This window comes from Wohlfahrtiimonas chitiniclastica, from assembly GCF_002252325.1.
Classification (GTDB): Bacteria; Pseudomonadota; Gammaproteobacteria; order Cardiobacteriales; family Wohlfahrtiimonadaceae; genus Wohlfahrtiimonas; species Wohlfahrtiimonas chitiniclastica.
The window spans coordinates 274,843-300,982 of the sequence record NZ_NEFL01000001.1 but is presented as its reverse complement, the minus strand read 5'-3'; the positions used below and the strand labels follow the sequence as shown (position 1 = coordinate 300,982).

The 26,140-nt window shown below is 44.9% G+C and carries 22 protein-coding genes; 13 read left to right on the top strand and 9 right to left on the bottom strand.

Annotation, left to right across the window (positions count from 1 at the left end; translation table 11 throughout):
- Positions 1-10 precede the first annotated feature (10 nt).
- Entirely contained in the window at positions 11-1,312 is a 1,302-nt protein-coding gene (locus B9T10_RS01425; protein WP_094537618.1) for an L-cysteine desulfidase family protein, read from the bottom strand.
- A gap of 177 nt (positions 1,313-1,489) precedes the next feature.
- Between B9T10_RS01425 and B9T10_RS01420 the strand changes: the two genes are divergently transcribed.
- Entirely contained in the window at positions 1,490-2,995 is a 1,506-nt protein-coding gene (locus B9T10_RS01420; protein WP_008314505.1) for a carbon starvation CstA family protein, read from the top strand.
- 102 nt (positions 2,996-3,097) lie between these two features.
- Complete coding sequence (locus B9T10_RS01415; protein ID WP_008314503.1) at positions 3,098-3,985, top strand: LysR family transcriptional regulator; 888 nt, start codon at positions 3,098-3,100, stop codon at positions 3,983-3,985.
- On the opposite strand, the gene B9T10_RS01410 is transcribed toward B9T10_RS01415, so the two are convergent.
- Positions 3,986-6,115, bottom strand: coding sequence for a carboxy terminal-processing peptidase (locus B9T10_RS01410; RefSeq protein ID WP_063454879.1), 2,130 nt, complete (start codon positions 6,113-6,115; stop codon positions 3,986-3,988).
- A 40-nt stretch (positions 6,116-6,155) separates the two neighbouring features.
- Positions 6,156-7,238 carry a 3-phosphoserine/phosphohydroxythreonine transaminase gene (serC, locus tag B9T10_RS01405; RefSeq protein WP_094492068.1) on the bottom strand — a complete coding sequence of 361 codons (1,083 nt, stop codon included), beginning with the start codon at positions 7,236-7,238 and terminating at the stop codon, positions 6,156-6,158.
- A gap of 184 nt (positions 7,239-7,422) precedes the next feature.
- On the opposite strand from serC, the gene clpP reads away from it, so the two are divergent.
- From clpP to B9T10_RS01365, 8 genes are all read left to right on the top strand, one after another.
- Positions 7,423-8,031: an ATP-dependent Clp endopeptidase proteolytic subunit ClpP gene (clpP, locus tag B9T10_RS01400; RefSeq protein WP_008314500.1), complete on the top strand. Its 609-nt coding sequence runs from the start codon at positions 7,423-7,425 to the stop codon at positions 8,029-8,031.
- Between the two features lie 15 nt (positions 8,032-8,046).
- Complete coding sequence (clpX, locus tag B9T10_RS01395; RefSeq protein WP_008314499.1) at positions 8,047-9,345, top strand: ATP-dependent Clp protease ATP-binding subunit ClpX; 1,299 nt, start codon at positions 8,047-8,049, stop codon at positions 9,343-9,345.
- Positions 9,342-9,986 carry a ribonuclease T gene (gene rnt / locus B9T10_RS01390; RefSeq protein WP_008314498.1) on the top strand — a complete coding sequence of 215 codons (645 nt, stop codon included), beginning with the start codon at positions 9,342-9,344 and terminating at the stop codon, positions 9,984-9,986. The genes clpX and rnt overlap by 4 nt, the downstream gene beginning before the upstream one ends.
- 11 nt (positions 9,987-9,997) lie before the next feature.
- Positions 9,998-11,560 (top strand): glutamate--cysteine ligase, encoded by a 1,563-nt coding sequence (gene gshA, locus B9T10_RS01385; RefSeq protein ID WP_094537617.1) that lies wholly within the window; start codon positions 9,998-10,000, stop codon positions 11,558-11,560.
- Positions 11,561-11,575: 15 nt separating this feature from the next.
- Positions 11,576-12,556, top strand: coding sequence for a TerC family protein (locus B9T10_RS01380; protein ID WP_008314496.1), 981 nt, complete (start codon positions 11,576-11,578; stop codon positions 12,554-12,556).
- 73 nt (positions 12,557-12,629) lie between these two features.
- Positions 12,630-13,946: an NCS2 family permease gene (locus tag B9T10_RS01375; protein WP_094493380.1), complete on the top strand. Its 1,317-nt coding sequence runs from the start codon at positions 12,630-12,632 to the stop codon at positions 13,944-13,946.
- A gap of 154 nt (positions 13,947-14,100) precedes the next feature.
- On the top strand, positions 14,101-15,111 hold the full coding sequence (locus tag B9T10_RS01370; RefSeq protein ID WP_094537616.1) for an efflux RND transporter periplasmic adaptor subunit: 1,011 nt from the start codon (positions 14,101-14,103) through the stop codon (positions 15,109-15,111).
- Entirely contained in the window at positions 15,098-18,154 is a 3,057-nt protein-coding gene (locus tag B9T10_RS01365) for an efflux RND transporter permease subunit (RefSeq protein ID WP_094537615.1), read from the top strand. The genes B9T10_RS01370 and B9T10_RS01365 overlap by 14 nt, the downstream gene beginning before the upstream one ends.
- Here the strand turns inward: B9T10_RS01365 and B9T10_RS01360 are convergent.
- The 6 genes from B9T10_RS01360 to B9T10_RS01335 all read right to left on the bottom strand — a co-directional run bounded on the left by B9T10_RS01360 (position 18,127) and on the right by B9T10_RS01335 (position 23,638).
- Positions 18,127-18,681 (bottom strand): class I SAM-dependent methyltransferase, encoded by a 555-nt coding sequence (locus B9T10_RS01360; protein WP_008314491.1) that lies wholly within the window; start codon positions 18,679-18,681, stop codon positions 18,127-18,129. The two genes, B9T10_RS01365 and B9T10_RS01360, sit on opposite strands and share 28 nt — an antisense overlap.
- Positions 18,682-18,749: 68 nt before the next feature.
- Complete coding sequence (locus B9T10_RS01355; RefSeq protein WP_008314490.1) at positions 18,750-19,217, bottom strand: outer membrane lipoprotein; 468 nt, start codon at positions 19,215-19,217, stop codon at positions 18,750-18,752.
- Between the two features lie 97 nt (positions 19,218-19,314).
- Complete coding sequence (locus B9T10_RS01350; protein WP_094537614.1) at positions 19,315-20,604, bottom strand: dicarboxylate/amino acid:cation symporter; 1,290 nt, start codon at positions 20,602-20,604, stop codon at positions 19,315-19,317.
- Positions 20,605-20,685: 81 nt separating this feature from the next.
- Entirely contained in the window at positions 20,686-22,068 is a 1,383-nt protein-coding gene (ppnN, locus tag B9T10_RS01345) for a nucleotide 5'-monophosphate nucleosidase PpnN (protein WP_094491097.1), read from the bottom strand.
- A gap of 3 nt (positions 22,069-22,071) precedes the next feature.
- Positions 22,072-22,842, bottom strand: coding sequence for a peroxide stress protein YaaA (gene yaaA, locus B9T10_RS01340; protein WP_179220629.1), 771 nt, complete (start codon positions 22,840-22,842; stop codon positions 22,072-22,074).
- Between the two features lie 16 nt (positions 22,843-22,858).
- Positions 22,859-23,638 carry a phosphatase PAP2 family protein gene (locus B9T10_RS01335; protein ID WP_094537612.1) on the bottom strand — a complete coding sequence of 260 codons (780 nt, stop codon included), beginning with the start codon at positions 23,636-23,638 and terminating at the stop codon, positions 22,859-22,861.
- 145 nt (positions 23,639-23,783) lie between these two features.
- Here B9T10_RS01335 and B9T10_RS01330 point away from each other — a divergent pair, with 145 nt between their 5' ends.
- The 3 genes from B9T10_RS01330 (at position 23,784) to B9T10_RS01320 (ending at position 26,137) form a co-directional block, all read left to right on the top strand.
- A complete protein-coding gene (locus tag B9T10_RS01330) occupies positions 23,784-25,046 on the top strand; it encodes a uracil-xanthine permease family protein (protein ID WP_063454871.1) in 1,263 nt (420 codons plus the stop codon).
- Between the two features lie 138 nt (positions 25,047-25,184).
- On the top strand, positions 25,185-25,745 hold the full coding sequence (locus B9T10_RS01325) for an iron transporter (RefSeq protein WP_008314477.1): 561 nt from the start codon (positions 25,185-25,187) through the stop codon (positions 25,743-25,745).
- A 74-nt stretch (positions 25,746-25,819) separates the two neighbouring features.
- Positions 25,820-26,137: a cupredoxin domain-containing protein gene (locus B9T10_RS01320; protein WP_416236263.1), complete on the top strand. Its 318-nt coding sequence runs from the start codon at positions 25,820-25,822 to the stop codon at positions 26,135-26,137.
- Positions 26,138-26,140 lie beyond the last annotated feature (3 nt).

The window sequence follows — 26,140 nt, the reverse complement described above, 5'->3', positions numbered from 1 at the left end:
AAGGGAAAGATTAACACTTTGCTTTGTTGATCATAATCTTAATGATCTGTTCATCCGTCTGTTTCATGCCATCACACACCAAGTGCCCAAGGTTTTGAATGCTCTCCTCCACCGTTGGAGAAACGATGCCTTCTTGCCCTGTCACACGCACATTGTCAAGCGCCATCATCACCGCTTTAAACGCAGCGTTTGCAGTGGATGACACTTTCATCGCACAACTATTTGCCGCCCCATCACAAATGATGCCAGAGACATCACCAATCATGCTGCAAATGGCATCGTTGATCACCTCTAATTTGTGATCCCCAAGTAGCCACGCCATGCCAGCAGCGGCCCCCATCGAGGCGGTGGAAGTCGCGCATAAGGCAGACAACGATGGAAAGGTATTATGAATATAAATCGCCACTAAATGGGACAAGGTTTGCGCACGGATGCGATCCTCTTTTGAAGCATTGACAAAATCCGCCACCACCACAACTGGCATCGTGGCAGAAATCCCTTGATTGCCTGAGCCTGAATTACTCATCGCCGGCAATGTCGCCCCACCCATACGCGCATCAGAACCTGCACTTGTGCGAATCATGATGTCCGTCATGAGATCCTTGGAGATGAATCCTTTATCTAACTGATTCATCATAGTTTTACCAATGTGCAAACCATAATCATGCGTCAATCCCTCTTCAGAAAGCGCCGTATTCATGGTTTCTGCCTCAAACATAAAAGCGATCTCTTCAATGGGCACCTGCATGACAAAATCATAAATGTCTGCAATGGAAGCCTCTGAAAAATCAAATACCTTTTTCGGACCTTGATCACCGGTATCCGGCGCTTCAAAGAGCACTTGACCATCTTTTTCAATGCGCACAATGTTCGTGTGCCCATCGGCAATGCAAACGCGCGCACTGTGATGCGCTGTATGCACAATCGCCTCGCTATAAAGCACTTTTTTCGTCAATGCCATTTGAACGCTGACTTTATCCGCATCCAGTAAGGCTTTTGCCGCTTCAACACAGGATGGATTGATGTTTTTAAGCACCTCTAAACCTGCATCACTGTCCCCACAAACCGCGCCTGCTGCTGCGGCAATCGCAAGCCCTTTCATGCCTGTCCCGGGCACAGTGACGCCCATGCCATTTTTTAAAAGGTTCGGGGAGACGGATGTCTCAATCTTAATGATCTCTTCTTGATCACCAAGCAGTGCGCGGGCTTTTGCCGCTGCGAAGGCCAGAGAGATCGGCTCAGTGCAGCCTAACGCAGGTTTGACTTCACTGTGTAACGCTTTGATGTATTGTTGCCAGGTCTTGTGATTCATCGTCTGTACCTCCTTTCACTTAAGAGAATAGTATGCCATTTTTGCGCGTATTTTTCAGCCACTTTCTATCACTACACTTTCCCTACAATTTTTTAATCAAAGGCTATACAAAGGCAGAAATTCAGGCTATATATTGATGGGGTGTGCATAAAAATATACTAAATATGGAGGGAGGATATGTATACATTCATTGGCAGCATCATTCTATTAATCATCGGCTATTTGACGTATGGCAAATATGTCGAGAAGATCTTCGGAACCAAAGATCGCCCCACGCCTGCTTACACAAGCAGCGATGGCGTGGATTACGTTCCGATGAACACCACAAAAAATTCACTCATTCAATTGTTGAACATTGCCGGCGTTGGTCCCATTTTCGGACCCATTTTAGGGGCATTATATGGTCCGGTGGCTTTCATTTGGATTGTGCTGGGCTGCATTTTTGCAGGCGGCGTGCATGACTATTTAACGGGCATGATCTCCATTCGTAACCGCGGTGCCCATTTACCTGAATTGGCAGAAAAATTCTTAGGCAAAGCCATGCGCCACATCGTCAATGCATTTGCCCTCTTATTATTGGTATTGGTTGGCACCGTGTTTGTTTCCGCACCCGGTCAATTATTATATGACTTAATGGGCGGCAAAGTGGGCTTAGCCATCATTGTGAGCGTCATTTTTGCCTACTACGTGCTCGCAACATTATTACCGATTGATAAAATCATCGGCCGATTTTATCCATTCTTTGGCGCCCTACTTGTGATCAGCGCCATCGGCATTGGGATTGGTTTAGTGGTGACAGGCCAAGCGGCAAACATTCCAGAAATCACGTTAGACAACATGCATCCCGGTGGTTTAGCGATTTTCCCATTGCTCTTTTTAACCATCTCTTGCGGCGCATTGTCAGGCTTTCATGCCACGCAATCACCCATCATTTCACGCACCACGCAAAATGAAAAAGATGGCCGTAAAATCTTCTACGGCATGATGATTGCAGAAGGCATCATTGCAATGATCTGGGCTGCGGCGGCTATGGCCATGTTCTATGAGCCGAATGCTGCCTTTGGTGCAGGTTTACAAGCTGTGTTAAAAGAAGGTGGACCTGCTTTAGTGGTGAGTAAAGTATCCATCACCATGCTTGGCGGCATTGGCGGTACTTTAGCCATTTTAGGCGTCATCATTTTACCGATCACATCCGGTGACACTGCATTTAGAAGTGCACGCATGATCATCGCCGATTACCTTAAAATCTCGCAAAAGAGCATCTCTAAACGTTTATGGATTGCTTTACCGATGTTTGTCATCTCTGCCATTTTATTGCAGTTAGATTTTAACATCTTATGGCGCTATTTCTCATGGGCGAACCAATCAACGGCTGTAATTGCACTCTTTGTGGGCGCAATGTACCTTTACTTAGGCAATCGCAACTTCTGGGTGCCATTGTTGCCAGGCATCTTTATGTTGATGGCAACCACAACGTACATCCTTGAGCAACCGATTGGCTTTGGCTTACCTTCACAAATCGCCATCATGGGTGCATCTGTCATCTCTATGGTGTTGGTGGTGCTCTTTTTCTGGCAAGCGAAACGCCAAAAACCCATGGGCTTAAACCTTGAAGAGGATTTAACCGGCTGGGATGGCACCATGAAAGAAGGCGGTTATGTCTTTAGCTGTAAAGGCAACTAAATTCACTCATCATTGAAACGGCGCAAAAGCGCCGTTTTTTAATGCGCGCAAAGATAAAAATAAGATATAGTTCATGATCCCTATCCTCAACTAGGAAAGCACATGATCGAACGCATTCATTTAGCCATTTTCCGTGCCATTGATCGCGAAGGCTCGTTAACGGGCGCTGCAAAATCATTGAACTTAACGCAATCGGCATTGAGTCACACCATCAAAAAACTTGAGCACCTTGTGGGTACAGAGCTTTGGGTGAAAGATGGCCGCACCCTTCGCTTAACAGAGGCAGGACAATATTTGCAAGATCAAGCGAACCGTTTATTGCCGCAACTTGAACGCGTGGATCATAATCTGAAAGGCTATGCCCGCCATGAGCTTGGCACACTGCACATTGGCATGGAGTGCCACCCGTGTTATCAATGGTTACTCAGTATTGTTGATCCTTTTTTGCATGCTTATCCTGGCGTGGATATCGATGTCAAACAGCGCTTTAAATTTGGTGGACTTGCAGCCATTTTTAACCATGACATTGATCTACTCATCACGCCCGATCCCATCAACATGGCGAACATCATCTTTGAGCCTGTGTTTGAATATGAATTGGTGTTAGTGGTGCATCAGGATCATCCGCTGGTGAATTCGCCTTTTGCAAAGCCGAGCGATCTATTGACAGAAACCCTATTCACCTACCCCGTAGAAAAAGCGCGCTTAGATGTGTTCAACCAATTTTTACTGCCCGCTGCCTGCATCCCTAAAGTGCACAAACCCTTAGAGGATACTGAGATCATCTTACAAATGGTGGCCACACAACGCGGCGTCACCACCATGCCAAGATGGCTCATTGATCGCTACCAAAAAAAATTCCCCATTCGACCTGTGCGTTTAGGTGAAGGGGGAATCTTTAAAAACATTCATGTGGGCTATCGCGAATTAGATCAGCACAATGCCCATGTGCGTCGCTTCATTGAGCTGGCAAGAGCGGCGCCGCGCTGACTATTTTGCAGGCGATTTTTGTTGAATTAAATCAATATAATCACTCATGATGTTAACGCTTTCATCTAACAATACATCCGGCGTTGTCTCTTTTAACAACTCTGTGTGCGTTCCATCTTCATTCTTGTATTGCTCTAACGTTAAAGGCTCAAGATTGTAAAGGGCACGAATCTCATTGGCATTGTCAAAGGACGCTTTTTCTTGGGTGTTGAGTTCTTGACGGCGTTCATCTAAGTTAAGAGAAAGTGTCTTTACATCCCAAAGCGCTTGAATTTTATCACGCTGCGCTTGGAAGATTTTAAGCTTCTCATCTTGAGTTAAGCGCTCATCATGAGCTTTTTGCAAAGGCGCCACAAACTCTGTCAATGTTTCAGTCACTTTGAGATCTTTTGCCGCCGGAATTTTATCCCACGGTAAAACATATTTCTCTTTTGCTTCGCCGATGTCTTGCGGATTGTAGATTTGTGGCAACACAATGTCTGGCACAACGCCTTTCTCTTGCGTACTTTCACCATTCGCACGATAGAACATCGCAATGGTCACTTTACTTTGCCCAGGTTTATCCGCCTTTGCCAACCAGCCATCTAATGGCAATAAGGATTGCACGGTGCCCTTGCCAAAGGTGGTATTGCCCACAATTAAGCCGCGCGCTTGATCCTGAATGCTGCCTGCAAAAATCTCACTTGCCGATGCACTCAAGCGATCGGTGATCACCATCAAAGGTCCATCATAAATTGGCTTTTCATTAACGCTGTGGCGCGTTTCAATAGAGCCATTATAATTTTTCACCTGCACCACGGTTTTCTTTTCAGGAATAAAGAGCGCAGATAAATTAATCACTTCCTCTAAAGAGCCGCCACCATTGCCGCGTAGATCGATCACTAAACCATCGATGTGCTCTTTGTCTGTCAGTTCATTGACCAAGCGTTTCATATCGCGCGTGGTACTTCTGAACTCTTTTTCACCCTCTTTGCTGCCTTCAAAATCACTGTAGAACGTGGGCAACGTGATGACACCAATCTTCTGTGTTTTGCCATCCTTTTCGATGGTTTTAACGTCAGATTTTGCCGCTTGCTGCTCTAATTTCACTTTATCACGCACAATGCGCACGATTTTCTCAGGGCCTTTGCCTTTATTGCCGAGCACCTGTAAACGGATCACAGTGCCTTTTTTACCACGGATTTTATCCACCACATGATCTAAACGCATGCCCACGATGTCTAAAAACTCACCATCATCGCCTTGCGCCACACCAATGATTTGATCGCCCACCACCAATTGATTGCTCAAATCAGCAGGACCGCCTGACACAATTTCCATAATCGAAATGCCATCATCATCTTGGCGTAATACAGTGCCAATCCCTTGTAGTGAGAGGCTCATGTTGATGTTAAAGTTTTCCATCGTGCGATGGGATAAATAACCTGAATGGGGATCAAATGCTAACGAAATGGCATTCATATAGATTTCAAAAATGTCATCGGCATCCACCTGCATCAAGCGCTCATGACGCGATGCATAGCGTTTTTTCAACTTTGCTTTTGCGTCATCTAACGTAATTTCATCATCTGACACGATGAGATTTAACAATTCATTTTTAATGCGCTGCGCCCAAATGGCATTGAGCTCATCGGCTGTTTGAGCAAAGGGCTCATCTTTACGGTTGATGAGAATCTCTTCATCAGTGGTAAAATCAAAATCACCGTCGATCAATTGTTCAATGGCGGTTTCACGCTCATCAATGCGTTCGATCAAACGGTTGTACATTTCAAAAGGAAAGTGCAATTGCGCTTTCCTTAAATAATCATCAAACAAATACTTGTGTTGATTGAATTGATCGATGTCGGACTGTAAAAAGTAGACATGCTGCGGATCTAGAGAGTTCAGATACAACGAATAGATGCGCTCAGAGAGCGCATCATTAATGGGCAACTGACCATATTGAAATTGAGCCATCGCTGCCGCATGCGCTGAACTGATGCGTTCAAAGCGTTTATTCGACTGAATCTGCGGCAATTGCTTTTGTTCAATGGCACTTGCTGGGATCACCGGCAATTCACTCGCTTGCACATTGCTAAAGAGCAATGCTGCGGCTAATGGCAGGATCATGCCCCATTTTGTTCGTTTCATCATCATATCTTTTTGTCAACCCAAGTATTTGTTGTGTGATTTAACCATACTGTTTTTCAAAGTCGGACATGAATTCGCACAATGCACGCACACCTTCTAAAGGCATGGCATTGTAAATGCTTGCACGCATACCGCCGACCGAACGATGGCCTTCTAAATTGATCAAGCCCTGTTCTTTTGCTTTCGCTAAGAAGATGGGATCTAATTCTGGATTTGCAATGGTGAATGGAATATTCATGCGAGAACGTGCATCAATGGCCACAGGATTGTGATAAAAATCACTGTGATCAATTAAACCATAAAGCATCGCGGCTTTTTCTGCATTGATTTTTTCAATCGCCTCAACACCGCCTTGCCCTTGCAACCATGTCAAAACAAGATCGATCATGTAGAGCGAGAACGTCGGTGGCGTATTGATCATGGACATGTTTTTCGCTTGCACTTCATAGTTGAACACATCTGAAGTTTTAGGATCCGCTTGGCCCAGTAAATCTTCACGCACGATCACTAAAGTCACGCCCGATGGACCAATGTTCTTTTGTGCCCCTGCATAAATCAAGCCAAATTTAGACACATCAAATGCTCGCGATAAAATGTTCGAGCTCATGTCTGCCACCACAGGTGTTTCACACTCTGTCAATGGTGCTCTAAATTCCACACCATTGATGGTTTCATTGTCGCAATAATGAACAAATGCGCTGTCTTTAGAAAAGTTCAGCGCATTTAAATCGGGCAACGTGGTGAATTTTGTCTCTTTCGTACTCGCCACAAGATTAATGTTGGCATGGTGAGCCATCGCTTTTAACGCTTTGCCAGACCAAACACCAGTTTCTATGGCATCAATTTGCGTTTTATTCCCCAAAATATTCATGGGAATCATGGTGAATTGCCCAAACCCCCCACCTTGTAAAAACAATACTTTATAGTTTTCAGGGATGTTGAGGAGCGAACGCATTTTGTTTTCGCAGTTTCGCACCACTGCCTCAAACTCTTTGCTGCGGTGGGAGACTTCCATCACCGACGCACCTAATCCCTGCCAATTTAACAATTCTGCCTGGGCTTGTTTTAATACTGACTCAGGTAAAGTAGAGGGTCCTGCACAAAAATTATAATTACGTTCCATTTTCAATCCACAATTTAAAATGTATGAGCAAGGCTACACTATACCAAATTTTTTCTAAAATGGAGTCTTTCCTCATGGCTAAAATCTATGCCTAGAATTGCCTTTTCAATATTTGACATAGGATTTTAGAAAGCTTTCTGCTAGAATTGGTGGCTTATTTTTAAATTCGGTCATGAGGATTCTAATGTCTTTTAATAATGATATTCACAACCTAAACTTAGTGCCAATGGTTGTCGAACAATCGGCTCGTGGCGAGCGCGCATTTGATATTTACTCTCGCCTTTTGAAAGATCGCGTGATCTTTTTAGTGGGACCTGTCGATGACTATAGTGCGAACCTTGTGGTGGCTCAAATGCTATTTTTAGAAGCAGAAAACCCTGATCGTGACATCCATTTATACATCAATTCCCCAGGGGGTTCTGTCACAGCTGGTATGTCCATTTACGACACCATGCAGTTCATTAAGCCTGATGTATCCACCATGTGTATTGGTCAAGCATGCAGCATGGGCGCCTTTTTATTAACGGCAGGCGCTGAAGGCAAACGTTTATCCTTGCCAAACTCACGCATCATGATCCATCAGCCACTTGGCGGTTATCAAGGTCAAGCGAGCGACATCGAAATTCACACCAAAGAGATGTTGTTCATTAAAGATCGCTTAAACCGCATCATGGCAGAACACACCAAACAACCTTTGAAAAAAATTGTGAAAGATACAGACCGCGATAACTTTATGAGCGCCGAAGAAGCAAAAAAATACGGCATCATCGATTCTGTCATCTCTCACCGTTAATAAAGACTAAATTTTATGACTGATACTCCAAAGAAAAAAGGCAAAGTCTTGCGCTGTTCATTTTGTGATAAGTCACAAGATGAAGTGCAAAAACTCATTGCTGGCCCAAATGTGTACATCTGTAATGAATGCATCGCGCTGTGCGGCGAGCTCATCACGGATGAAATGGTGGAAGATCACACCAAAAAACCTCTGCCAAAACCGAAAGCATTGTTCGAAGCTTTAAACGAATATGTGATTGGCCAAGATTTGGCGAAAAAAACATTGAGCGTTGCGGTGTATAACCACTACAAACGTTTAGAGTCTAAAACCGTGCGTTCTGATGTAGAACTCACCAAAAGTAACATTTTGCTGATTGGCCCAACGGGTTCAGGTAAAACATTATTGGCCGAAACCTTAGCTAAAATGTTGGATGTGCCCTTTGCCATTGCCGATGCCACAACCTTAACAGAAGCGGGTTACGTGGGTGAAGATGTGGAAAACATCGTTCAACGCCTATTGCAAAATGCCAACTTTGATGTGGAACGTGCGCAAACAGGCATCATTTATATTGATGAGATCGATAAAATCACGCGCAGAAGTGACAATCCATCCATCACGCGTGATGTTTCTGGTGAAGGCGTTCAGCAAGCCCTACTCAAAATTATTGAAGGCACTGTAGCTGCGGTATCGCCCCAAGGTGGTCGCAAGCATCCAAATGCTGAGCTCATCAATGTCGATACGCGCAACATCCTCTTCATTTGTGGCGGTGCATTTGCGGGCTTAGATAAAATCATCAACATGCGTCAAAACAAAGGCGGCATTGGTTTTAGCGCTGAACTTAAAAAATCGGATGAAGAACGCACAATCTCTGAACTCTTTGCCGAAGTGGAATCAGAAGATTTAATCAAATTTGGTTTAATCCCTGAATTCATTGGCCGTTTGCCTGTTGTGGCAACGTTAGAAGAGCTTGACGAAGCTGCCCTCATCAACATTTTAACGAAGCCTAAAAATGCCATTGTGAAGCAATTTGAATACCTTTTTGCCTCTGACAATGTTGAATTAGAATTCACAGAAGAAGGTTTAAAAGCGATTGCTGAATTGGCCATTGCCCGTAAATTAGGCGCGCGCGGCTTACGCAGCATCATTGAGTCCACGTTGTTAGACACCATGTTTGACATCCCATCGGAAGAGAATGTGGCCAAAGTCATCATCGACCGCCCACAGATCATTGATCGTGTGCCGCCGATGATTGAATACACATTACCGGCTGCTGAAGCCAAAAAACCTGCAAAGCGCACCTCGAAGCGCTCAAAGGCTGAACAAACGTCATGAGTGATCAATTAAGTCATCCGCCCTTAATGTCATTGCGCTTTAGGGGCTTTTTACCTGTTGTTGTCGATGTAGAAACCGGCGGTTTAAACCCAAAAAAAGATGCGTTGCTTGAAATAGCAGCCGTCTTTTTAGATATCGATGACAATGGCATGATGAAAACCACGCATCATGTCTCCACCCACATTGAACCTGCACCAAACTTAGGCATCAATCCAGAGTCCATGAAGATCAACGGCATTAAGTTAGACAATCCGTTTCGCATGGCAATCCCGGAGAAAGAGGCGCTCACCCGCGTCTTTACTGCGGTGCGTGAAGAGGTTCGTCGCCAAGGTTGTACACGTGCCATTTTAATTGGCCACAATGCGCATTTTGACTTAGCATTTTTAAATGCAGCCATTGAACGTTGTGACATCAAGCGCTCACCTTTCCACCCCTTTTCTGTGTTAGATACGGCAAGCTTAAGTGCGCTGGCCTTTGGGCAAACGGTGTTGGCAAAATCAGCGATCGCCGCAGGCATGACCTGGGATGCAGCCGATGCTCACTCTGCCCTATACGATACACAGCAAACCGCAGAATTATTCTGTAAAATTGTCAACATGTGGCAAACACACATTGGCTTTGATTTACATTCCGTTCTATAAAAGGATCGATTATGTTTAAAATGCTCTCCAAATCTTTAAACGACCATCTCAAAACATTAGGTGCTAAGGCCGATGGCATCAAACATGTGACGATGGGCTTAGAACGTGAAGGTTTGCGTGTGAATGAGCAAGGCCTGTTGAGCCAAGCGCCGCATCCGCGCGCCCTTGGTTCGGCATTGACAAACCCAAACATCACCACCGATTTTGCGGAAAATTTATTGGAGTTTGTCACCAATGTGTATCACTCCCCTGAAGATCTCTATCAAGCGTTAGATGAAATTCAAGCCTACACCGCCGAATGCTTAGACCATGAAGTGGTGTGGCCAGATTCCATGCCGCCCACCATCAACAATGTTGATGACATTCCGATTGCTCAATATGGCACATCAAATGCTGCAAAAATGAAAACGCTGTACCGTACCGGTCTTGCCCATCGTTATGGCAAGATGATGCAAACCATCGCAGGCATTCATTTTAACTTCTCGTTGAGTGATGAGTTTTTTGCCAACTGGCAAGCGGCGCTGGGCAATACGCAATCTCTTCAAGATTTTAAATCAGAACGCTATTTGCATTTAATGCGTTCAGTGTCACGTTTTGGCTTTTTAGTGCCCTATTTCTTTGGCGCATCGCCTGTGATGCCCAAAACCTTCCTACAAGAATGCAGCCATCACCCCTTTGAGACGTTTGATGATGAAACGGTGTATCTTAAAAATGCCACCTCCCTTCGTTTATCAGACATTGGCTACAGTAATAACAAATGTCAATTCACAGTTTCGTTTAACTCATTGACCGATTACATCCGCGACATTGAGCGCGCTGTTTTGACGCCATGCGATAAAGTTTCCCACATTCCCACGAAAAAAGATGGCCAATATTTTCAGATCAATAATCACATTCTACAGATCGAAAATGAATACTATGCAAGCATTCGCCCCAAACAAGTGCTGAAAAATGGTGAAACATTACTGAGCGCTTTAAAAACACGTGGCATTGAGTATGTAGAACTTCGTACGGTGGACATCATGCCAAGCGTGGCGACAGGCATTTCTGTGGAAACCATCCGTTTTCTACAAGCCTTTTTAACCACTTGTTTGCTCTCTGATGCATTGCCGCTCAGTTATGATGAATATGAAGAAAACCGTAAAAATCTTGCTAAAGTTGCGGCCAATGGTCGTCAAGATGATTTGATGCTTAATTTATCTGGGCACGATTATCCATTGAAAGATTTATTGCGCTTTACGTTAGATTGGATTCGCCCTGTGGCCGAGATTTTAGGCGCGCCTTATGTGGCCACCTTATCGCCTTTGAAAAAAATGGTTCAATCAAGTGCGTTGACGCCTTCGGCTGAACTCATCAAGTCATTACAATCGACCGACTTAAATTACAATGCTTATTGCATTGAAAAAGCACTCGATTACAAGCAACATTATTTAACGGATCACAAGCTCACGGAGGCACAACGCGAACGATTTAAAACCCTCGCTCAAGACAGCATCGCTCGTCAAGAAGCGTTAGAGGCTGAACCTCAAATCGATTTTGATGAGTATTTAGCAAATTATTTTAAATCCATTTAAGGACGTTTTTCCACCATGAATCTAGACATTGGTTCTCCGTTTTTATACACCGTTTTTGCCATTGCTGTTTTAATCATGATCGCTGTGGATATGCTTGCATTAAAGCAAACAGGCGATCACAAAGTGAGCACAAAAGAGGCGCTCATCTGGACGCTCATTTGGGTCACAGTTGCCCTGGTTTTTAATGGCTGGCTCTATTGGTATTTAGCCCATGGCGATTTCCCGGGACTCACAGCCGCTGAGCAGCAAGCCCAAGCCACAGAAGCTGCCGTTGATTTCCTCACCGGTTACGTGCTTGAAAAATCACTCTCCATTGATAATATTTTTGTCTTTTTATTGATTTTCAGCTTCTTTAAAATCCCAGCAAAATTCCAGCGCCGCGTTTTGGTGTACGGCATCTTTGCCGCCATTGCCCTACGCGTTTTGATGGTGCTTGTGGGTTCTGCCCTCATTTCTCAATTTGAGTGGATTTTGTATGTCTTTGGTGCATTTTTGGTGTACACAGGCTTTACAATGTTCAAAAAGCACGATGAAGAAGAAAACCTCAATGACAAATGGCTCATTCGCACTGTGAAAAATAAGTTCCGCTTCACGGATCGATTAGATGCAGAACACTTTTTCACGATAGAAAATGGTTTACGTTATGGCACGCCGCTATTATTAGCGCTCATTGTCATCACCATTTCTGACATTATTTTTGCAGTGGATTCTGTCCCTGCCATCTTTGCCATCACCAAAGATCCGTTCATTGTGATGACTTCTAACGTATTTGCGATTTTAGGGTTGCGCGCCATGTACTTCTTATTGGCCGACATGGCCGACCGCTTCCATTTCCTCCAGTATGGTTTAGCCACCATTCTCATCTTCATTGGCGGAAAAATGTTACTGCTCGCTTTAGACATTCACATTCCCACGTGGATCTCCCTTTCGGTGGTCTTACTGATTTTGGTGGGCTCTGTCGTGATATCACTGAAGCGCAAACCTAAAGCATCTTAATCAATTAGCCTCACTATGACTCATAGCGGGGCTTTTTAAATTCGCATTTGTCACAATTTTAGGAGACTTTTTCATGTTAGAGCGAATCTTTAAACTTCGTGAGCATAAAACCAATGTTCAAACCGAAGTCTTAGGAGGGATGACGACATTCTTAGCAATGTCCTACATCATTTTTGTCAATCCGATCATTTTATCTAAAACCGGCATGGACATGGGTTCTGTGTTTGTGGCAACGTGTGTCGCCGCCGCAATCGGTACCTTCATCATGGCATTTTTGGCCAACTACCCGATTGCCGTTGCACCCGGCATGGGACTAAATGCCTTCTTTGCCTTCACCATTGTGGCGAACATGGGCTTTACTTGGCAGCAAGCATTAGGTGGCGTATTTGTCTCCGGCGTCATCTTTTTAATTCTGACCGCCACAGGTTTACGTTCATGGATCATTGAAGGGATTCCGGCATCTTTACGCGCATCCGTTGCCGCAGGTATCGGCCTATTCTTAGCCTTCATCGGCTTACAATCTGCTCAAGTGGTGGTGGATGATTCCGCCACACTTGTTAAATTAGGTTCTCTCTCTAATCCCACCGTTTTATTCTGTGTGCTTGGCTTTTTAGTGATTGCAGTGTTAGATGCATTAAAAGTAAAAGGCGCCATTTTGATCGGTATTTTGGTGATCTCCGCTTTAAGCATTTTCACAGGCAATACACATTTTGCCGGCATCGTTTCCATGCCGCCTTCAATCGCCCCAACCTTCTTCCAAATTGATTTCTCAAAAGTATTGGAAGCAGGCTTCCTACAAGTGATTTTAACCCTTGTATTGGTTGAACTCTTTGATGCCACTGGCGTATTAATTGGCGTGGCAAAACGTGCCAAAATTTTAGATGACACATCCCCTGAAAACAAAAAACGTTTCTCACGCGCACTCTTTGCTGACAGCACCTCAATTTTAGCAGGCAGTATGCTCGGCACAAGCTCTGTGACAGCGTATGTGGAAAGTGCATCCGGCGTACAAGCAGGCGGCCGCACCGGTTTAACAAGTGCAACCGTTGCCGTTCTGTTCTTAGTGGCACTCTTTTTCTCACCACTATTAACGGCTGTACCTGCCTATGCCACAGCGCCGGCTTTAATCTATTTAGCCTGTTTAATGCTTCGCGAATTGACCGAAGTGAACTGGGATGATTTAACCGATGCCATTCCGGCAGCCTTGATGGCATTTACCATGGCATTCACCTATTCGATTGCCAATGGCTTTGCTTTTGCCTTCATCAGTTATGTGGTGCTCAAAGTCTTCACGGGTAAATTCCGTCAAGTGCATCCTGCCACTTACATCATTGCAGCCCTGTTCTTAGTGAAATTCATTTTATACAGCATGGAAAGTGCCACGGCATAATCTTGAGCCACCCTGTACAATCAAAATCATCCCATTTAGGACAACCTAGATGGGATTTTTTTAATCTTTACACATTTTTGACAATTTTCATCAATCTTTTGCAACACTTGACGTACACTATCTAATCGAGTTCATTTCCATTTTAAGGTCATTCATGCGTCGATTTTTTACTGTGCTATCCCTGACTGTTTTGATACTGCCGATTGCCTTTGGTGAGCCGCGCCCAATTTTAGTGGAAGTTGCTGAGACACAAATCATTCCAAAAGTTGAGTACATCAATGCCGTAGGCACACTATTGCCAGATGAACGCGTGATCATTCGCCCAGAAATGTCTGGCAAAATCACTGAAGTGGCCGTCAAAGAAGGCACCCGCGTGACGGCACAAGAAGTACTCTTTCGCTTTGATGATCGCTTAGCCACCGCGCAATATAAAAATGCCACCGCAAATTTGATGAATGCCATGCAAAACGTCAAACGGCTAGAAGCCTCAAAAGGCAGCGCGAGTGCCCAGCAGTTAGATACCGCAAAAACAGCCGTCTTACAAGCCGAAGCAGATTTAGAGATGGCTGAAGTGACCTTAGATCGCACCGTGATTAAAGCGCCCTTTAATGGTCGCCTTGGGCTCATCAACCACTTTGCCGGCAGCTACGTACAAGCAGGCAGTGATTTGACCACCATTGTCAATACCGAAAAATTGAAGCTTGAATTTAATTTACCAGAGCGCTTAGCCCATACTGTGCGCCTCAATCAACCTTTACAATTTTCAGTGGATAATTTCCCGAAAAAAACCTTCACCGCAGAAATTTATGCGTTAAGCCCTGAAATTGAACAAGCCGGACGTTCCCTAACGGTGCGCGCTATTTATGATAATCAAGATGACGCATTACTGCCCGGTATGTTCTCACGCATCTTCCTTGAAATTCCTTTAGGTTACCAAGTCATCATGGTGCCAGAAGAAGCTGTATTTTCCGCAGAAGGTAAACAATATGTGTACACCGTCGTGCCACAAGGTGAGCAGAAGATTGCCAAACTCACAGAAGTCACCTTAGGCGATCGCTCAAGCTATGCCATTGAAGTCTTGCATGGGTTACAAAAAGATGATGTGGTGGTTAAAGTGGGTCAAGCAAAATTGCGTGATGGAGCGGTGATTCATGAAACTCTCTGATCTCTCCATCCGCCGCCCTGTTTTTGCCATCGTCCTCAATATTCTCATCATTTTGCTCGGCATTGTGGGTTTAAGCCGCATGAGCATTCGAGAATACCCCAATATTGATCAACCTGTGATCAGCGTGCGCACGATGTACAGCGGCGCAAGCCCAGACATCATTGAAACTCAAGTCACCAAGCCCATTGAAGATGCTTTAACGAGCATCGATGGCATTGATTATTTAAGTTCCATGTCGCGCCGCGGCATGTCCTTTGTGAACATCACCTTTAACCCCAATAAAAATATCGAAGAGGCAGCCAATGACGTGCGTGATCGCATTTCCCGCGCGAAACGCCAATTACCAGATGATGTGGATGAACCCCTCATCAATAAAAGTGATTCCGATGCAGATCCTGTGATGATTTTAACCCTCACAAGCGATACGCTCTCCTCAATCGAACTCACGCAGCTCATTGAAAACAATATTCAGCCTCAAGTCGAACTCCTTGAAGGCATCTCCATGCTTGAACTTTGGGGCGCGCGCGATCCTGTGATGCGCATTTGGTTAGACACTGAAAAAATGGCGGCGTTTGACATCGAAATTGCCGACATTGAATCGGCGCTGCGTAAACAAAATGTGGAGATTCCTGCCGGTACCATCAAAAGTAATGCCCGCGAGCTTGCCATTGTGGCACAAACAGATTTAAACACTGTGGATGAATTTGGCAACATCATCATCAAAACCACAGAGCACAATAACAATCAGCACATTGTGCGTCTGAAAGATTTAGCGAATGTGGAGCTAGGTGGCGTCGAAGAAACTTCACGCCCACGCATGAATGGCAAGCGCGGCGTTGGCATTGCCATCATTAAGCAATCGACCGCCAATCCGCTCACCATTTCAGACAATATCCGTAACATTTTGCCCACATTGCGTGAATCCTTACCCGATGATACCGCGCTTGAAATCAGTTCGGACAACTCCATTTTCATCCAAAAATCCCTACAATCGGTTTATTCCACCATTGTGGAAGCGCTGATTTTTGTGGGCATCATCATTTTCTTCTTTCTACGCAGCGCGCGCGCCACTTTAATCCCGATGGTGACCGTGCCAATTGCCTTAATTGGCACGCTCTTTGCCATGTATTTATTGGGTTATTCCATCAATACCTTAACCATGCTCGCCTTTGTATTGGCCATTGGGCTTGTGGTGGATGATGCGATTGTGATGCTAGAAAACATCCATCGCCACATCGAAGCGGGATTATCGCCCTTAGATGCCGCATTTAAAGGCTCAAAAGAGATCGGGCTTGCCATCATCGCGATGACCCTCACCCTTGCCGCAGTCTTTTTACCGTTAACCTTCACAGAGGGTCGCATTGGGCAGCTCTTTGTGGAATTTGCCGTGACACTCTCCATCGCTGTCATCATCTCAGGTTTTACAGCGCTCACACTCTCACCGATGATGTGCGCAAAATTATTGCCTGCAAAATCCACTGAAAAAAAGGGGCGCATTTTTAACCTCATTGAATCGGGCTTTGATGGACTCACGCGTGCCTATACGTCACGATTACGCCGCATCATACCAAAGCGCATGCTCATTGTGAGCATCATGATGCTCACTTTGATCGCAAGCTACAGCATCTATCAAATGTTACCGAAAATGCTCGCGCCCATTGAGGATCGTGGCTTTATTCGCATCACAGCCATTGCCCCAGAAGGTGCAACGGTGGATTTTACGGATCGCTACTTGACGGACATTGAGGATCATCTCTTAACGACGCTGCCTGAATCGGTGATCTTTGTGGTCTCAGGTGTTGCTGCAGGCGGTATTGGTAACGTGATGCTGACCGATTGGGATACACGCAGTGAATCACAAATGAGCATCGTGCAACGCCTCAATCAATCCTTTCGCAACATTGCCCTTGGCTTACGCGTCTTTGCGAGCAATCCGCAATCTTTAGGGCAAGATGGACGCTCAAAAGCTGTGGAAGTTGTGGTGCGCTCCACAGAGAGCTTTGCAACTCTTGATCAACACATGACAGAGATCATGGCCAAACTCAATCAAGACAATCGTTTAGTGACGCCTGATCATAACCTTCGTCTCAATACACCACAATTGGAAGTGGATGTGGATCGCGAGAAACTGGCGCTCCTTGGGATTGATGTCAATGCCGTTGGCCGAGCCTTAGAAACAGCTTTAGGCGGCCGTAAAGTGACGCGTTTTAAAGAAGGTTCAGAGCAATATGATGTGCTCGTCCAAGTTGAGCCCACGCAACGCAATGAGCCCAATCACCTAAAAAACATCTATGTGCGCTCAAATAAAAATCAGATGATTCCTTTGTCCAATTTTGTCACCATTCGCGAAACTGTGGCACCACAAAACTTAAATCACTTCAATAAATTAAGAGCAGTGACCCTCTCTGCCGATTTAGCGGAAAATGTCTCCCAAGGCGAAGGGATTGCCGCTGTTGAAAATGCCATTCGTGAGGTGATGCCTGATGCCCTATTAGATTATACTGGCAGCGCGCGCGAATTTAAAAGTTCAGGCAGCGCGATGAGCACTGTATTTTTATTGGCAATTGTGTTCATTTATTTGGTGTTAGCGGCGCAATTTGAATCATGGATGGATCCATTGATCATCTTATTATCCGTGCCCTTAGCGGCATTAGGTGCACTCCTTGCCTTATATTTCACAGGCAATGGCATCAATATTTATAGCCAAATTGGGCTCGTTACCCTTGTGGGACTCATCACAAAACATGGTATTTTACTCGTTGCCTTTGCCAATCAACTTCAAGATCAAGGCAAAGATCGCATCGCTGCCATGATCGAATCGGCCAGTTTACGCCTACGCCCCATTTTGATGACCACTGGCGCAATGGTGCTTGGCTCATTACCTTTAGCCCTCGCACATGGCGCAGGCGCTGAATCACGCGCCACCATCGGCTGGGTGATTGTGGGCGGCTTAGCCCTTGGAACACTGCTGACGCTCTTTGTGGTGCCAAGCTTATATTTAATGTTCAGTCGTCATCATCGACGCTTAGGACGGCACACATAAACAAATGCTGGTGGGAAATTTTTCACCACAAATTGCTTCTCCCAATCAAAATAACGGGAGAGCAGTTTTTCCATGCGATTGGTGTATTGAAACAGAATAAAGGTGCCCTGTGTCTCTTCTAAAATTTGTGCGGTGAGCTTTAAAATGCGCAGTGAAATGCGCAGTGGCAAGGATAAAAATGGTAAGCATGAAAAGATAATGTCAAAAGGTTGATCTAGGGTTTCAGCAGAAACTTTACAGATTTTTAGGCGCGGATCATGAATTTCATCCAACGATTCAAAGAAAATCGAATTGATTTCATAAGCATATAACGCAGCATCTTGCCCCATTGCACGTAAAATGTGGTGCGTCAAAACGCCATCGCCAGCCCCAAGCTCTGCCACTAAGAGTGAAGGCGTGTGCCAATTGACTTGATGGACCATCGCTTCACACAACGCTGGTGAAGATGGCATCAACGTGCCCACACTTCTTGGTGAGTGAATGAAACTATTAATATAATTGAGATGCTTTTTAAAGCGCGCAGACATGTGACCGTCCTTTTTTTATGATCTACAACAAAAAAGCACGCAAGGCGTGCTTATGACATGAGCGCCAATTAAATGGGATTGACGCGGCTCGTACCTTCACGAGTGGTGGTGATTGACACCCGTTGACCCGCATAAAATTGCGTGCCATCCGCCGCTTGTACATAAGCGCGCGTGGTGTGCGTGCCATCTAAGGTCACTAAGATTTCAACGCCTTGGGATTTGGTCATGCCTTCTTCAGCGGCAGCACCGGCTAGCACACCGACTGCGGCCCCTGCGATGGTGGCCAATGCTTTACCGCGACCACCGCCAATGGAGTTTGCAGCCACGCCACCTAATGCCCCCCCTGTCACAGCGCCTAAACCTGTTTTCGTGCCTTCGATTTTCACAGGGCGCGTGCTCACCACTGTGCCAATTTGTACCGTTTGGGCTTGACGTGCTTCAGAACGTGAATAGCTATCCCCTGATAATGATGAGGCACAACCTGTCACAAAGACGGAAGCCACCATTAACACCAATGCTTTTTGACGTAAGTTCATAATGTATCCTTTGAATATCATTCAAATCCAATCATGCCTATAGTTTAATGCATAAACCGCTAGAATGCGCGTTTGATTCCATTAAAAATGTTTAAAATCATGGGGTACAGGCAATTTCTTTAGAAGATTCAAAGACCTCTCGATCAAACTCGCCCTGAGCATGCGCAAGAATGATGCTTGCATAAATGTTCCCCATGACATTCACAATGACGCGCGTGATGGCATAAAAATAATCTAAACTGAAGAAAATGAGTGCTGCTTCTTTCGGTAAACCCACCAAATCAAAGAGCATCAATAATGACACCAGCGCCCCACCTAATACACCGGGATTGCCAAGAGAGGCAATCGTTGCATAGATGCCAAGCATCACATAAAAGCTCAGCGTCATCTCTAAATTTGCACAATGCGCCACCGCAATCACAATGATCACGTTTGTGATGGGTCCGCCATTGGTATTGAGGGAGTTGCCAAGGGGCAAAACAAAATTGGTCACCTTTTTACTGACGCCTAGATGACGACTGCTGTCCATCGCTAAAGGCAGTGATAGCGCCGTTGAGGTAATGCTGCCGGCAAAGATCATCACGCGGGCAGATTTTTTCAGTAAAATGGCAGGACTTAAACGGTAGCGCAGACAAATAAAGAGTGTATAGAGCAGAAAAAAGAGCACATTCAATGCAGTGATGTAAACCAGCACCATTCCAAGGGTTTTGAGTGTGCCAAGCCCATGAATCACAATGGTGGATGACACAATGCCAAACACAGCAATCGGTGCCACTTTCATAATTAGAGAGATCATTTTGAGCACCACACTTCTAAAAGCTAACGTGACATTTAACAGCGCTTCTACATTCGGTGTCACATCACGCAATAGATTGATGCATGCACCAAACAGACATGAAAATACGATGATCTGTAAAATCGACGGCTGCGTAAATGCTGTAAAAACATTGTTTGGGAAAAAGCCCAAAACAATCTCTTGAATGGTTAACGATGCCATGTGCGAAGCTTTCACAGCTTTAACCACCTCAACATCAAACTGAAATGGCAATAGTGTACTGATCAAAATGGCCGATGTCGCTGACAATGCTGTGGCCATAAAAAAGAGCCACAAAGTTTGAATCCCTAAGCGCTTAAACTCCTCTAAATGCACGGAGGAGACGGACATCACCACAGAGCCAAAAATCAAAAACGGCACACACATGTACATCAAATTCATGAAGATCTGCCCTAACATGTGCAAATAGCCGGCGGACTGCAATACGCACTCTGTCCATCGTGGCGAGGTGTTCTTGAGGCTCAAAAGCCCCACGCCAATGATGATGCCGAGCACTAAACCCAACAATATTTTGCCAGATGCAGTGGTTAAAAACCGTCTAAATTTGCACATGATTACAGCCTTTGTTCTTTTTTATCAACATTGTGTGTTCAAAGGTGGCGGCGCTTTTGGCGCTCTGTCACTTTTTTTGCGTTATTTTATGACTCGATAACATGGTTCATACTGCTCGCCCGGCAACTTCATGCGCCCTTGTGCCACAAAGTCATTGAGCAATTGATCGATCAAATCCATCAGTTCAGGTGCGCCATGCAGTTCATACGGACCATGTTCAGCAATCGCTTTGATGCCGACTTCCTTAATGTTTCCAGCCACAATGCCAGAAAATGCCTGACGAAGCGCCGCGGCTAATTTCTCTTTTGGTTGATCTTTATGAAGGTTTAAATTCGCCATATTTTCATGGGTGGGATCAAAGGTTTTTTGAAGCTCAGGGGCAATGGCCAGCGACCAGTTAAAGCAATATGCATCATCACGCGCTTTACGGTTTTCACGCACAATCGGCATCATCTCTTTCATCTTTTGGGCCACCAATGTGGCATCCCCAATGATGATTTGATAATACTTTTGCGCCTCACTGCCTAAGCTTTCATGAATGAAGCGATCTAATGTTTCAAAATAAGCACGGCTCTCAGCGGGGCCCGTCAAAATAATCGGCAACACTTGATCTTGATTCTCTTTCATCATCAAGATGCTGAGCACATATAAAAACTCTTCCGCGGTGCCAACACCGCCCGGGAAAATGATTAAACCGTGTCCTAAGCGGATGAAAGCCTCGATGCGTTTTTCAATGTCCGGCATGATGATCAATTCATTGACCAATGGATTTGGTGGCTCTGCTGCAATGATCGAAGGCTCCGTAATGCCAATATAACGATTGGCCTCATGACCTTGTTGCGTGTGCCCAACGGCTGCACCGCGCATCGGCGCTTCCATTGCCCCAGGGCCGCAACCTGTACAAATATCAAAATGGCGCAAACCCAATTCATGCCCCACTTCTCTAGCGTATTGGTATTCAATATCATTGATGGAATGCCCGCCCCAACACACCATGACATTAGAATCATTCGAGGCTTTTAACGCTTTGGCATTGCGAAGGGTCATGAAAATGATGTCGGTGGTGATCTTTTGATTACCATATTTGAAGAATTTTTTCTGATCATAACTGTTGACCACTTCACGCATGTACAAAATGTCTCTGAGTACAGAAAAGAGGTTCGTGCGGATCAAATGGGTCAATTCACCATCCACAAACACCGATTGCGGCGGATTATACAACTCAAGTTTAATGCCCCGCTCTGTGCGCTCAACTTTGGCATCAAAATTTTCATATTTTTGAAAAATTTCATTGGCATTGTCTGTTTGACTGCCAGTATTTAACACCGCCAATAAACAGTTTCTAAATAAGTGATACAGCTCACCATCTGAGCGCTTACGCAATAGATCGCTTTCCACTTGGGAGAGTAAATCAAGGGAGCCTTTAGGCGGATAAATATGATAAATATTATTGTGTTCTGTCATGACTTAATCCTTATAAAATAACCATTCTGAAGGATGGTTTTGCGCTGCACCTTTAAAGGCATAACCAAAAAGATCAAATGCTTTGAGATCATCGGGGGAGGTGACATTTTGCTCTGCAGCATAACGCACCATCGCACCGCGCGCTTTTTTCGCATTAAAGCTGATGGTTTTGTACTGCCCATTTTTATAATCTTTAAAAATTGGCGTGATCACAGGGACGGTTAATGCTTTGGAATCAACGGCGGAAAAATACTCATGAGACGCCAAGTTAATCACTGTCGTGATGCCCTTTTCAGCAATGATTTGATTTAAATAATCTGTGATGCGCGATCCCCAAAACTCATAGAGATTTTTACCGCGTGGATTGGCTAATGCGGTGCCCATTTCTAATCGATACGGCGCAATCCAATCAAGGGGTTTAACCGCACCATATAAACCGGACAAAATCATTAAATGGTTTTGCACATAATCCAATGCTGTGTTTGAGAGATCATAAGCATTCAATGACTCATACGCATCGCCATTGAATAGGAAAATGGCGGGCTTGGCATTGTGCTCCGTCAGCGGCGTTGTAAAATTACTGTAACGCTCAGCGTTCAGGAGTGCTAATTTCTCAGAGATTTTCATCAAAGATTCAAGCGCTGGCGGCGACAATGGACGCAATACATCCATCAAGGCTGCACTCTCTTGAATGAAATGTGGCTCACCTTGACCTTTTACAGGTGCAGGGCGCACTTCATCGAGTTTTTTCGCAGGCGACAATAAAAATAACAACATACCGTTCTCCTTGTTAGGCGCGTTGAATGAAACGCTTAGGCAAATGAGACAACGCTTGATAATAAGGTTGCAATTGAGCAATGCGGGAGATTTTGGCATACACTAAGCAAATGATGGGCACATAGAGAATGCTCACTAAAACATCGATCGGAAAATGCATGCCAAGGGCTAAGCGGCTGATGATCATCAATGCACTCCAAATGGCAATCACACCCACAGCAATGTAATCACGAAGGCGCGTCATCGGCAAAATCAAGACAAATAGCATGAGCCAGCACACTGCAAACGCCGCATGCCCGGATGGAAATGAATAACCGGTCTCTTTTGCCCAATGCTTTTTAAGATAAGTCGGCATTTCATCATGCCCAAGGAGCACATCCTCCACAATCATCTTGCGATCCGCCCTTGAGGATTCATAAAAACTCTCTAAATCCACATGGTTTTCCACCAAAAATGCCGTATAAGGGCGCGGCTCTTTATAAAAAGATTTTAAGCCGGTTTTCACAGCTTGCGTGCCCACCAGTAAAATAAAGGCTGTGAAAAACACCAAAACCCAAGACATTTTCGCACGTGCAAGCATCGATAAAACACTGGCAAACACAACGCATGTGATGAAGGCATACGTCACTGCCGTGCCAGATTGCGTCACTAAAAATAAAAGATGATCCCATTGCGTATAATGATCCTTCATTTGCCAATGCCACCCGCTCAGGATAATCCCGATCGGAATGATGAGCAGCCCTAAGGTTAGAATGATGACCATTGTTATTTTTTTGCGGCTGAGTTCCAGCATGTGCGTCATTTCCTAAATGATGAGAATGAATCGATTATTATAGCATTAATGACATCGATTTTTATACGCTGAGCAAGGATTTGAGTGATATACTGTGCGGCGATTTTTCTTTCCCCCACCCTATTGATTTATTAAGGAGCGTACTGTGCAGTCGATTAAAGACTTCATTGCAGGTGTGCAGATCTTGTTTGTCGCCTTCGGTGCCATGGTTTTAGTGCCATTACTCACCGGTTTAAACCCTTCAATGGCGCTGTTAGGCGCAGGGCTTGGTACCCTACTCTTTCAAATCGTCACCAAACGCAAGGTGCCGATTTTTTTAGGTTCATCCTTTGCCTTCATCGCACCGATCATCTTCTCCCTACAAACTTGGGGCATGGGCGCCACCATGTTTGGCCTCTTTGCAGCAGGTTTCATGTATTTTGTCTTTGCGTTGATCATTCGCTGGCGCGGCATTGGCTTGGTCAATACATTGATTCCACCGGTCGTCATTGGTCCTGTGATCATGGTCATTGGTTTATCGGTTGCCGTCACTGCCACACAAATGGCCATGGGCATCAGTGGTGGTACACCCATCATGAAAGACACGTTAGCCATCATTTTATCAATCGCAACCTTTACAGTCACAGTATTGATCACCATTTTTGGTAAAGGCTTATTTCGCTTAATTCCCATTTTAGGCGGGATTTTTGCAGGTTATCTCATCACATTTGTGTTTGACATCACAGGCTTCTCAGCAAGCCTGAATGATGGGCAAAACATTTTACACCTTGAGAACTTAATGAATGCGCGTTGGTTTGCCGTGCCTGAATTTCACACACCTGAAGTGAATTGGCTTGCAGCCCTCTTTATGTTACCCGTTGCCATTGCCCCTGCCATTGAACACATTGGCGGCATTATGGCCATTGGTAAAGTCACAGGCAAAGATTACACCAAAGATCCCGGCTTAGATAAAACCTTAGCGGGCGATGGTTTAGGTGTGTGTGTGGCGGGTTTAATTGGCGGACCTCCTGTGACCACTTATGGTGAAGTGACAGGTGCAGTCATGATCACGAAAAATGATAATCCAAAGATCATGACGTATGCGGCCATTTTCGCCATTGCCATGGCATTTATGGGTAAATTCAATGCTTTTTTAAATTCCATCCCATTACCGGTGATGGGCGGTATCATGATTTTACTCTTCGGTACCATTGCAAGCATTGGCTTAAAAACCCTGATTGATGCACGCGTTGACATTATGGTGCCACGCAATTTAGTGATCATCAGTGCCACATTGATCACAGGCGTTGGCGGTTACACCATTAATATTGGAAGTTTTCCCTTTGCAGGTGTGGGTTTAGCCGCTGTTTTAGCGATTGTGCTCAATTTAATTTTGCCGCATCCTAAAGAAAGCGATGCACAAGATTAAATTTCCAAAAAAACAATAAGATGATAATGGCTCCCGAATGGGAGCTTTTTTTATTGAAAAAGTAGGCGTATAATCGCGAGCATCATTTGCAAATGATAATCATTGCTATTATCAGCCAATCGTCAAGGAAATACGACTATGAAAACATTATATAAAATGAGTTTAGTCAGCACATTGTTACTTTCAAGTGCTGCATTGGCCCAAGAGTATCCCGTTGGCCAACCGGTGATTGAAAATGGTATGGAAATCCAAGGGGTGTATCTTCAACCGATTACCATGGACACAGAAGAGGGTCATCACCACATGCACCATCTGCCGGCCACTGAATCGGATGTGCATTTAGAAGCAGACATCCACGCCGTTGAAGACAATCCTAATGGCTTTGCCGAAGGGGATTGGATTCCTTACTTAGTGGTGGATTACACCATTCAACGCGTTGATAAAGAAGGCAGCAAAGCCCAAAGCGGTACATTCATGCCAATGGTGGCATCAGATGGCCCACATTATGGCGACAACTTAAAACTCGATGGCTTTGGTAAATACAAAGTGAATTTTAAAATCTCTCCGCCTTCTTACAATAAAGATGTGATGTTTGGTCGTCACATTGATAAAGAAACCGGTGTGGCACCATGGTTCGAACCCTTTGATGTTGAATGGGAATTTGACTACGCAGGCACTGGCCGTAAAGGCAGTTACTGATCCATCAAGAGCGCAATTGCGCTCTTTTAACAGATGAGGAATCAATCACCATGACAATCAAACAATGGATGACAATGCTCGTGTGCAGCTTGATGTTCACGCTGCCCGCTTTTGCCAAAGCTGATAAATACACCGTTGAACTCGAAATGAAAGATGGTGATTTGATCCCTTTGGTGTTAGAAGTTCCAAAAAAAACCAAAATCCGCATCGAAGTGAAAAATACAGGCACGCAGCCTGCGGAATTTGAAAGCACACAACTGCGTAAAGAAAAAGTGTTAGCCCCTGGCGCAAAATCTGTGGTGGTCATCGCGCCCCTTAAACCGGGTGAATATGAATTTTTTGATGACTTTCATTTAGATCATCCGCGCGGAAAAATTGTTGTTAAAGAGTAAAAA

What these genes read in the sequence shown, in the direction of transcription:
- B9T10_RS01425 (WP_094537618.1), bottom strand. Translation starts at nt 1,312, where the DNA reads ATGAATCACAAGACCTGGCAACAATACATCAAAGCGTTACACAGTGAA.
- B9T10_RS01420 (WP_008314505.1), top strand. Translation starts at nt 1,490, where the DNA reads ATGTATACATTCATTGGCAGCATCATTCTATTAATCATCGGCTATTTG.
- B9T10_RS01415 (WP_008314503.1), top strand. Translation starts at nt 3,098, where the DNA reads ATGATCGAACGCATTCATTTAGCCATTTTCCGTGCCATTGATCGCGAA.
- B9T10_RS01410 (WP_063454879.1), bottom strand. Translation starts at nt 6,115, where the DNA reads ATGAAACGAACAAAATGGGGCATGATCCTGCCATTAGCCGCAGCATTG.
- serC (WP_094492068.1), bottom strand. Translation starts at nt 7,238, where the DNA reads ATGGAACGTAATTATAATTTTTGTGCAGGACCCTCTACTTTACCTGAG.
- clpP (WP_008314500.1), top strand. Translation starts at nt 7,423, where the DNA reads ATGTCTTTTAATAATGATATTCACAACCTAAACTTAGTGCCAATGGTT.
- clpX (WP_008314499.1), top strand. Translation starts at nt 8,047, where the DNA reads ATGACTGATACTCCAAAGAAAAAAGGCAAAGTCTTGCGCTGTTCATTT.
- rnt (WP_008314498.1), top strand. Translation starts at nt 9,342, where the DNA reads ATGAGTGATCAATTAAGTCATCCGCCCTTAATGTCATTGCGCTTTAGG.
- gshA (WP_094537617.1), top strand. Translation starts at nt 9,998, where the DNA reads ATGTTTAAAATGCTCTCCAAATCTTTAAACGACCATCTCAAAACATTA.
- B9T10_RS01380 (WP_008314496.1), top strand. Translation starts at nt 11,576, where the DNA reads ATGAATCTAGACATTGGTTCTCCGTTTTTATACACCGTTTTTGCCATT.
- B9T10_RS01375 (WP_094493380.1), top strand. Translation starts at nt 12,630, where the DNA reads ATGTTAGAGCGAATCTTTAAACTTCGTGAGCATAAAACCAATGTTCAA.
- B9T10_RS01370 (WP_094537616.1), top strand. Translation starts at nt 14,101, where the DNA reads ATGCGTCGATTTTTTACTGTGCTATCCCTGACTGTTTTGATACTGCCG.
- B9T10_RS01365 (WP_094537615.1), top strand. Translation starts at nt 15,098, where the DNA reads ATGAAACTCTCTGATCTCTCCATCCGCCGCCCTGTTTTTGCCATCGTC.
- B9T10_RS01360 (WP_008314491.1), bottom strand. Translation starts at nt 18,681, where the DNA reads ATGTCTGCGCGCTTTAAAAAGCATCTCAATTATATTAATAGTTTCATT.
- B9T10_RS01355 (WP_008314490.1), bottom strand. Translation starts at nt 19,217, where the DNA reads ATGAACTTACGTCAAAAAGCATTGGTGTTAATGGTGGCTTCCGTCTTT.
- B9T10_RS01350 (WP_094537614.1), bottom strand. Translation starts at nt 20,604, where the DNA reads ATGTGCAAATTTAGACGGTTTTTAACCACTGCATCTGGCAAAATATTG.
- ppnN (WP_094491097.1), bottom strand. Translation starts at nt 22,068, where the DNA reads ATGACAGAACACAATAATATTTATCATATTTATCCGCCTAAAGGCTCC.
- B9T10_RS01335 (WP_094537612.1), bottom strand. Translation starts at nt 23,638, where the DNA reads ATGCTGGAACTCAGCCGCAAAAAAATAACAATGGTCATCATTCTAACC.
- B9T10_RS01325 (WP_008314477.1), top strand. Translation starts at nt 25,185, where the DNA reads ATGAAAACATTATATAAAATGAGTTTAGTCAGCACATTGTTACTTTCA.
- B9T10_RS01320 (WP_416236263.1), top strand. Translation starts at nt 25,820, where the DNA reads ATGCTCGTGTGCAGCTTGATGTTCACGCTGCCCGCTTTTGCCAAAGCT.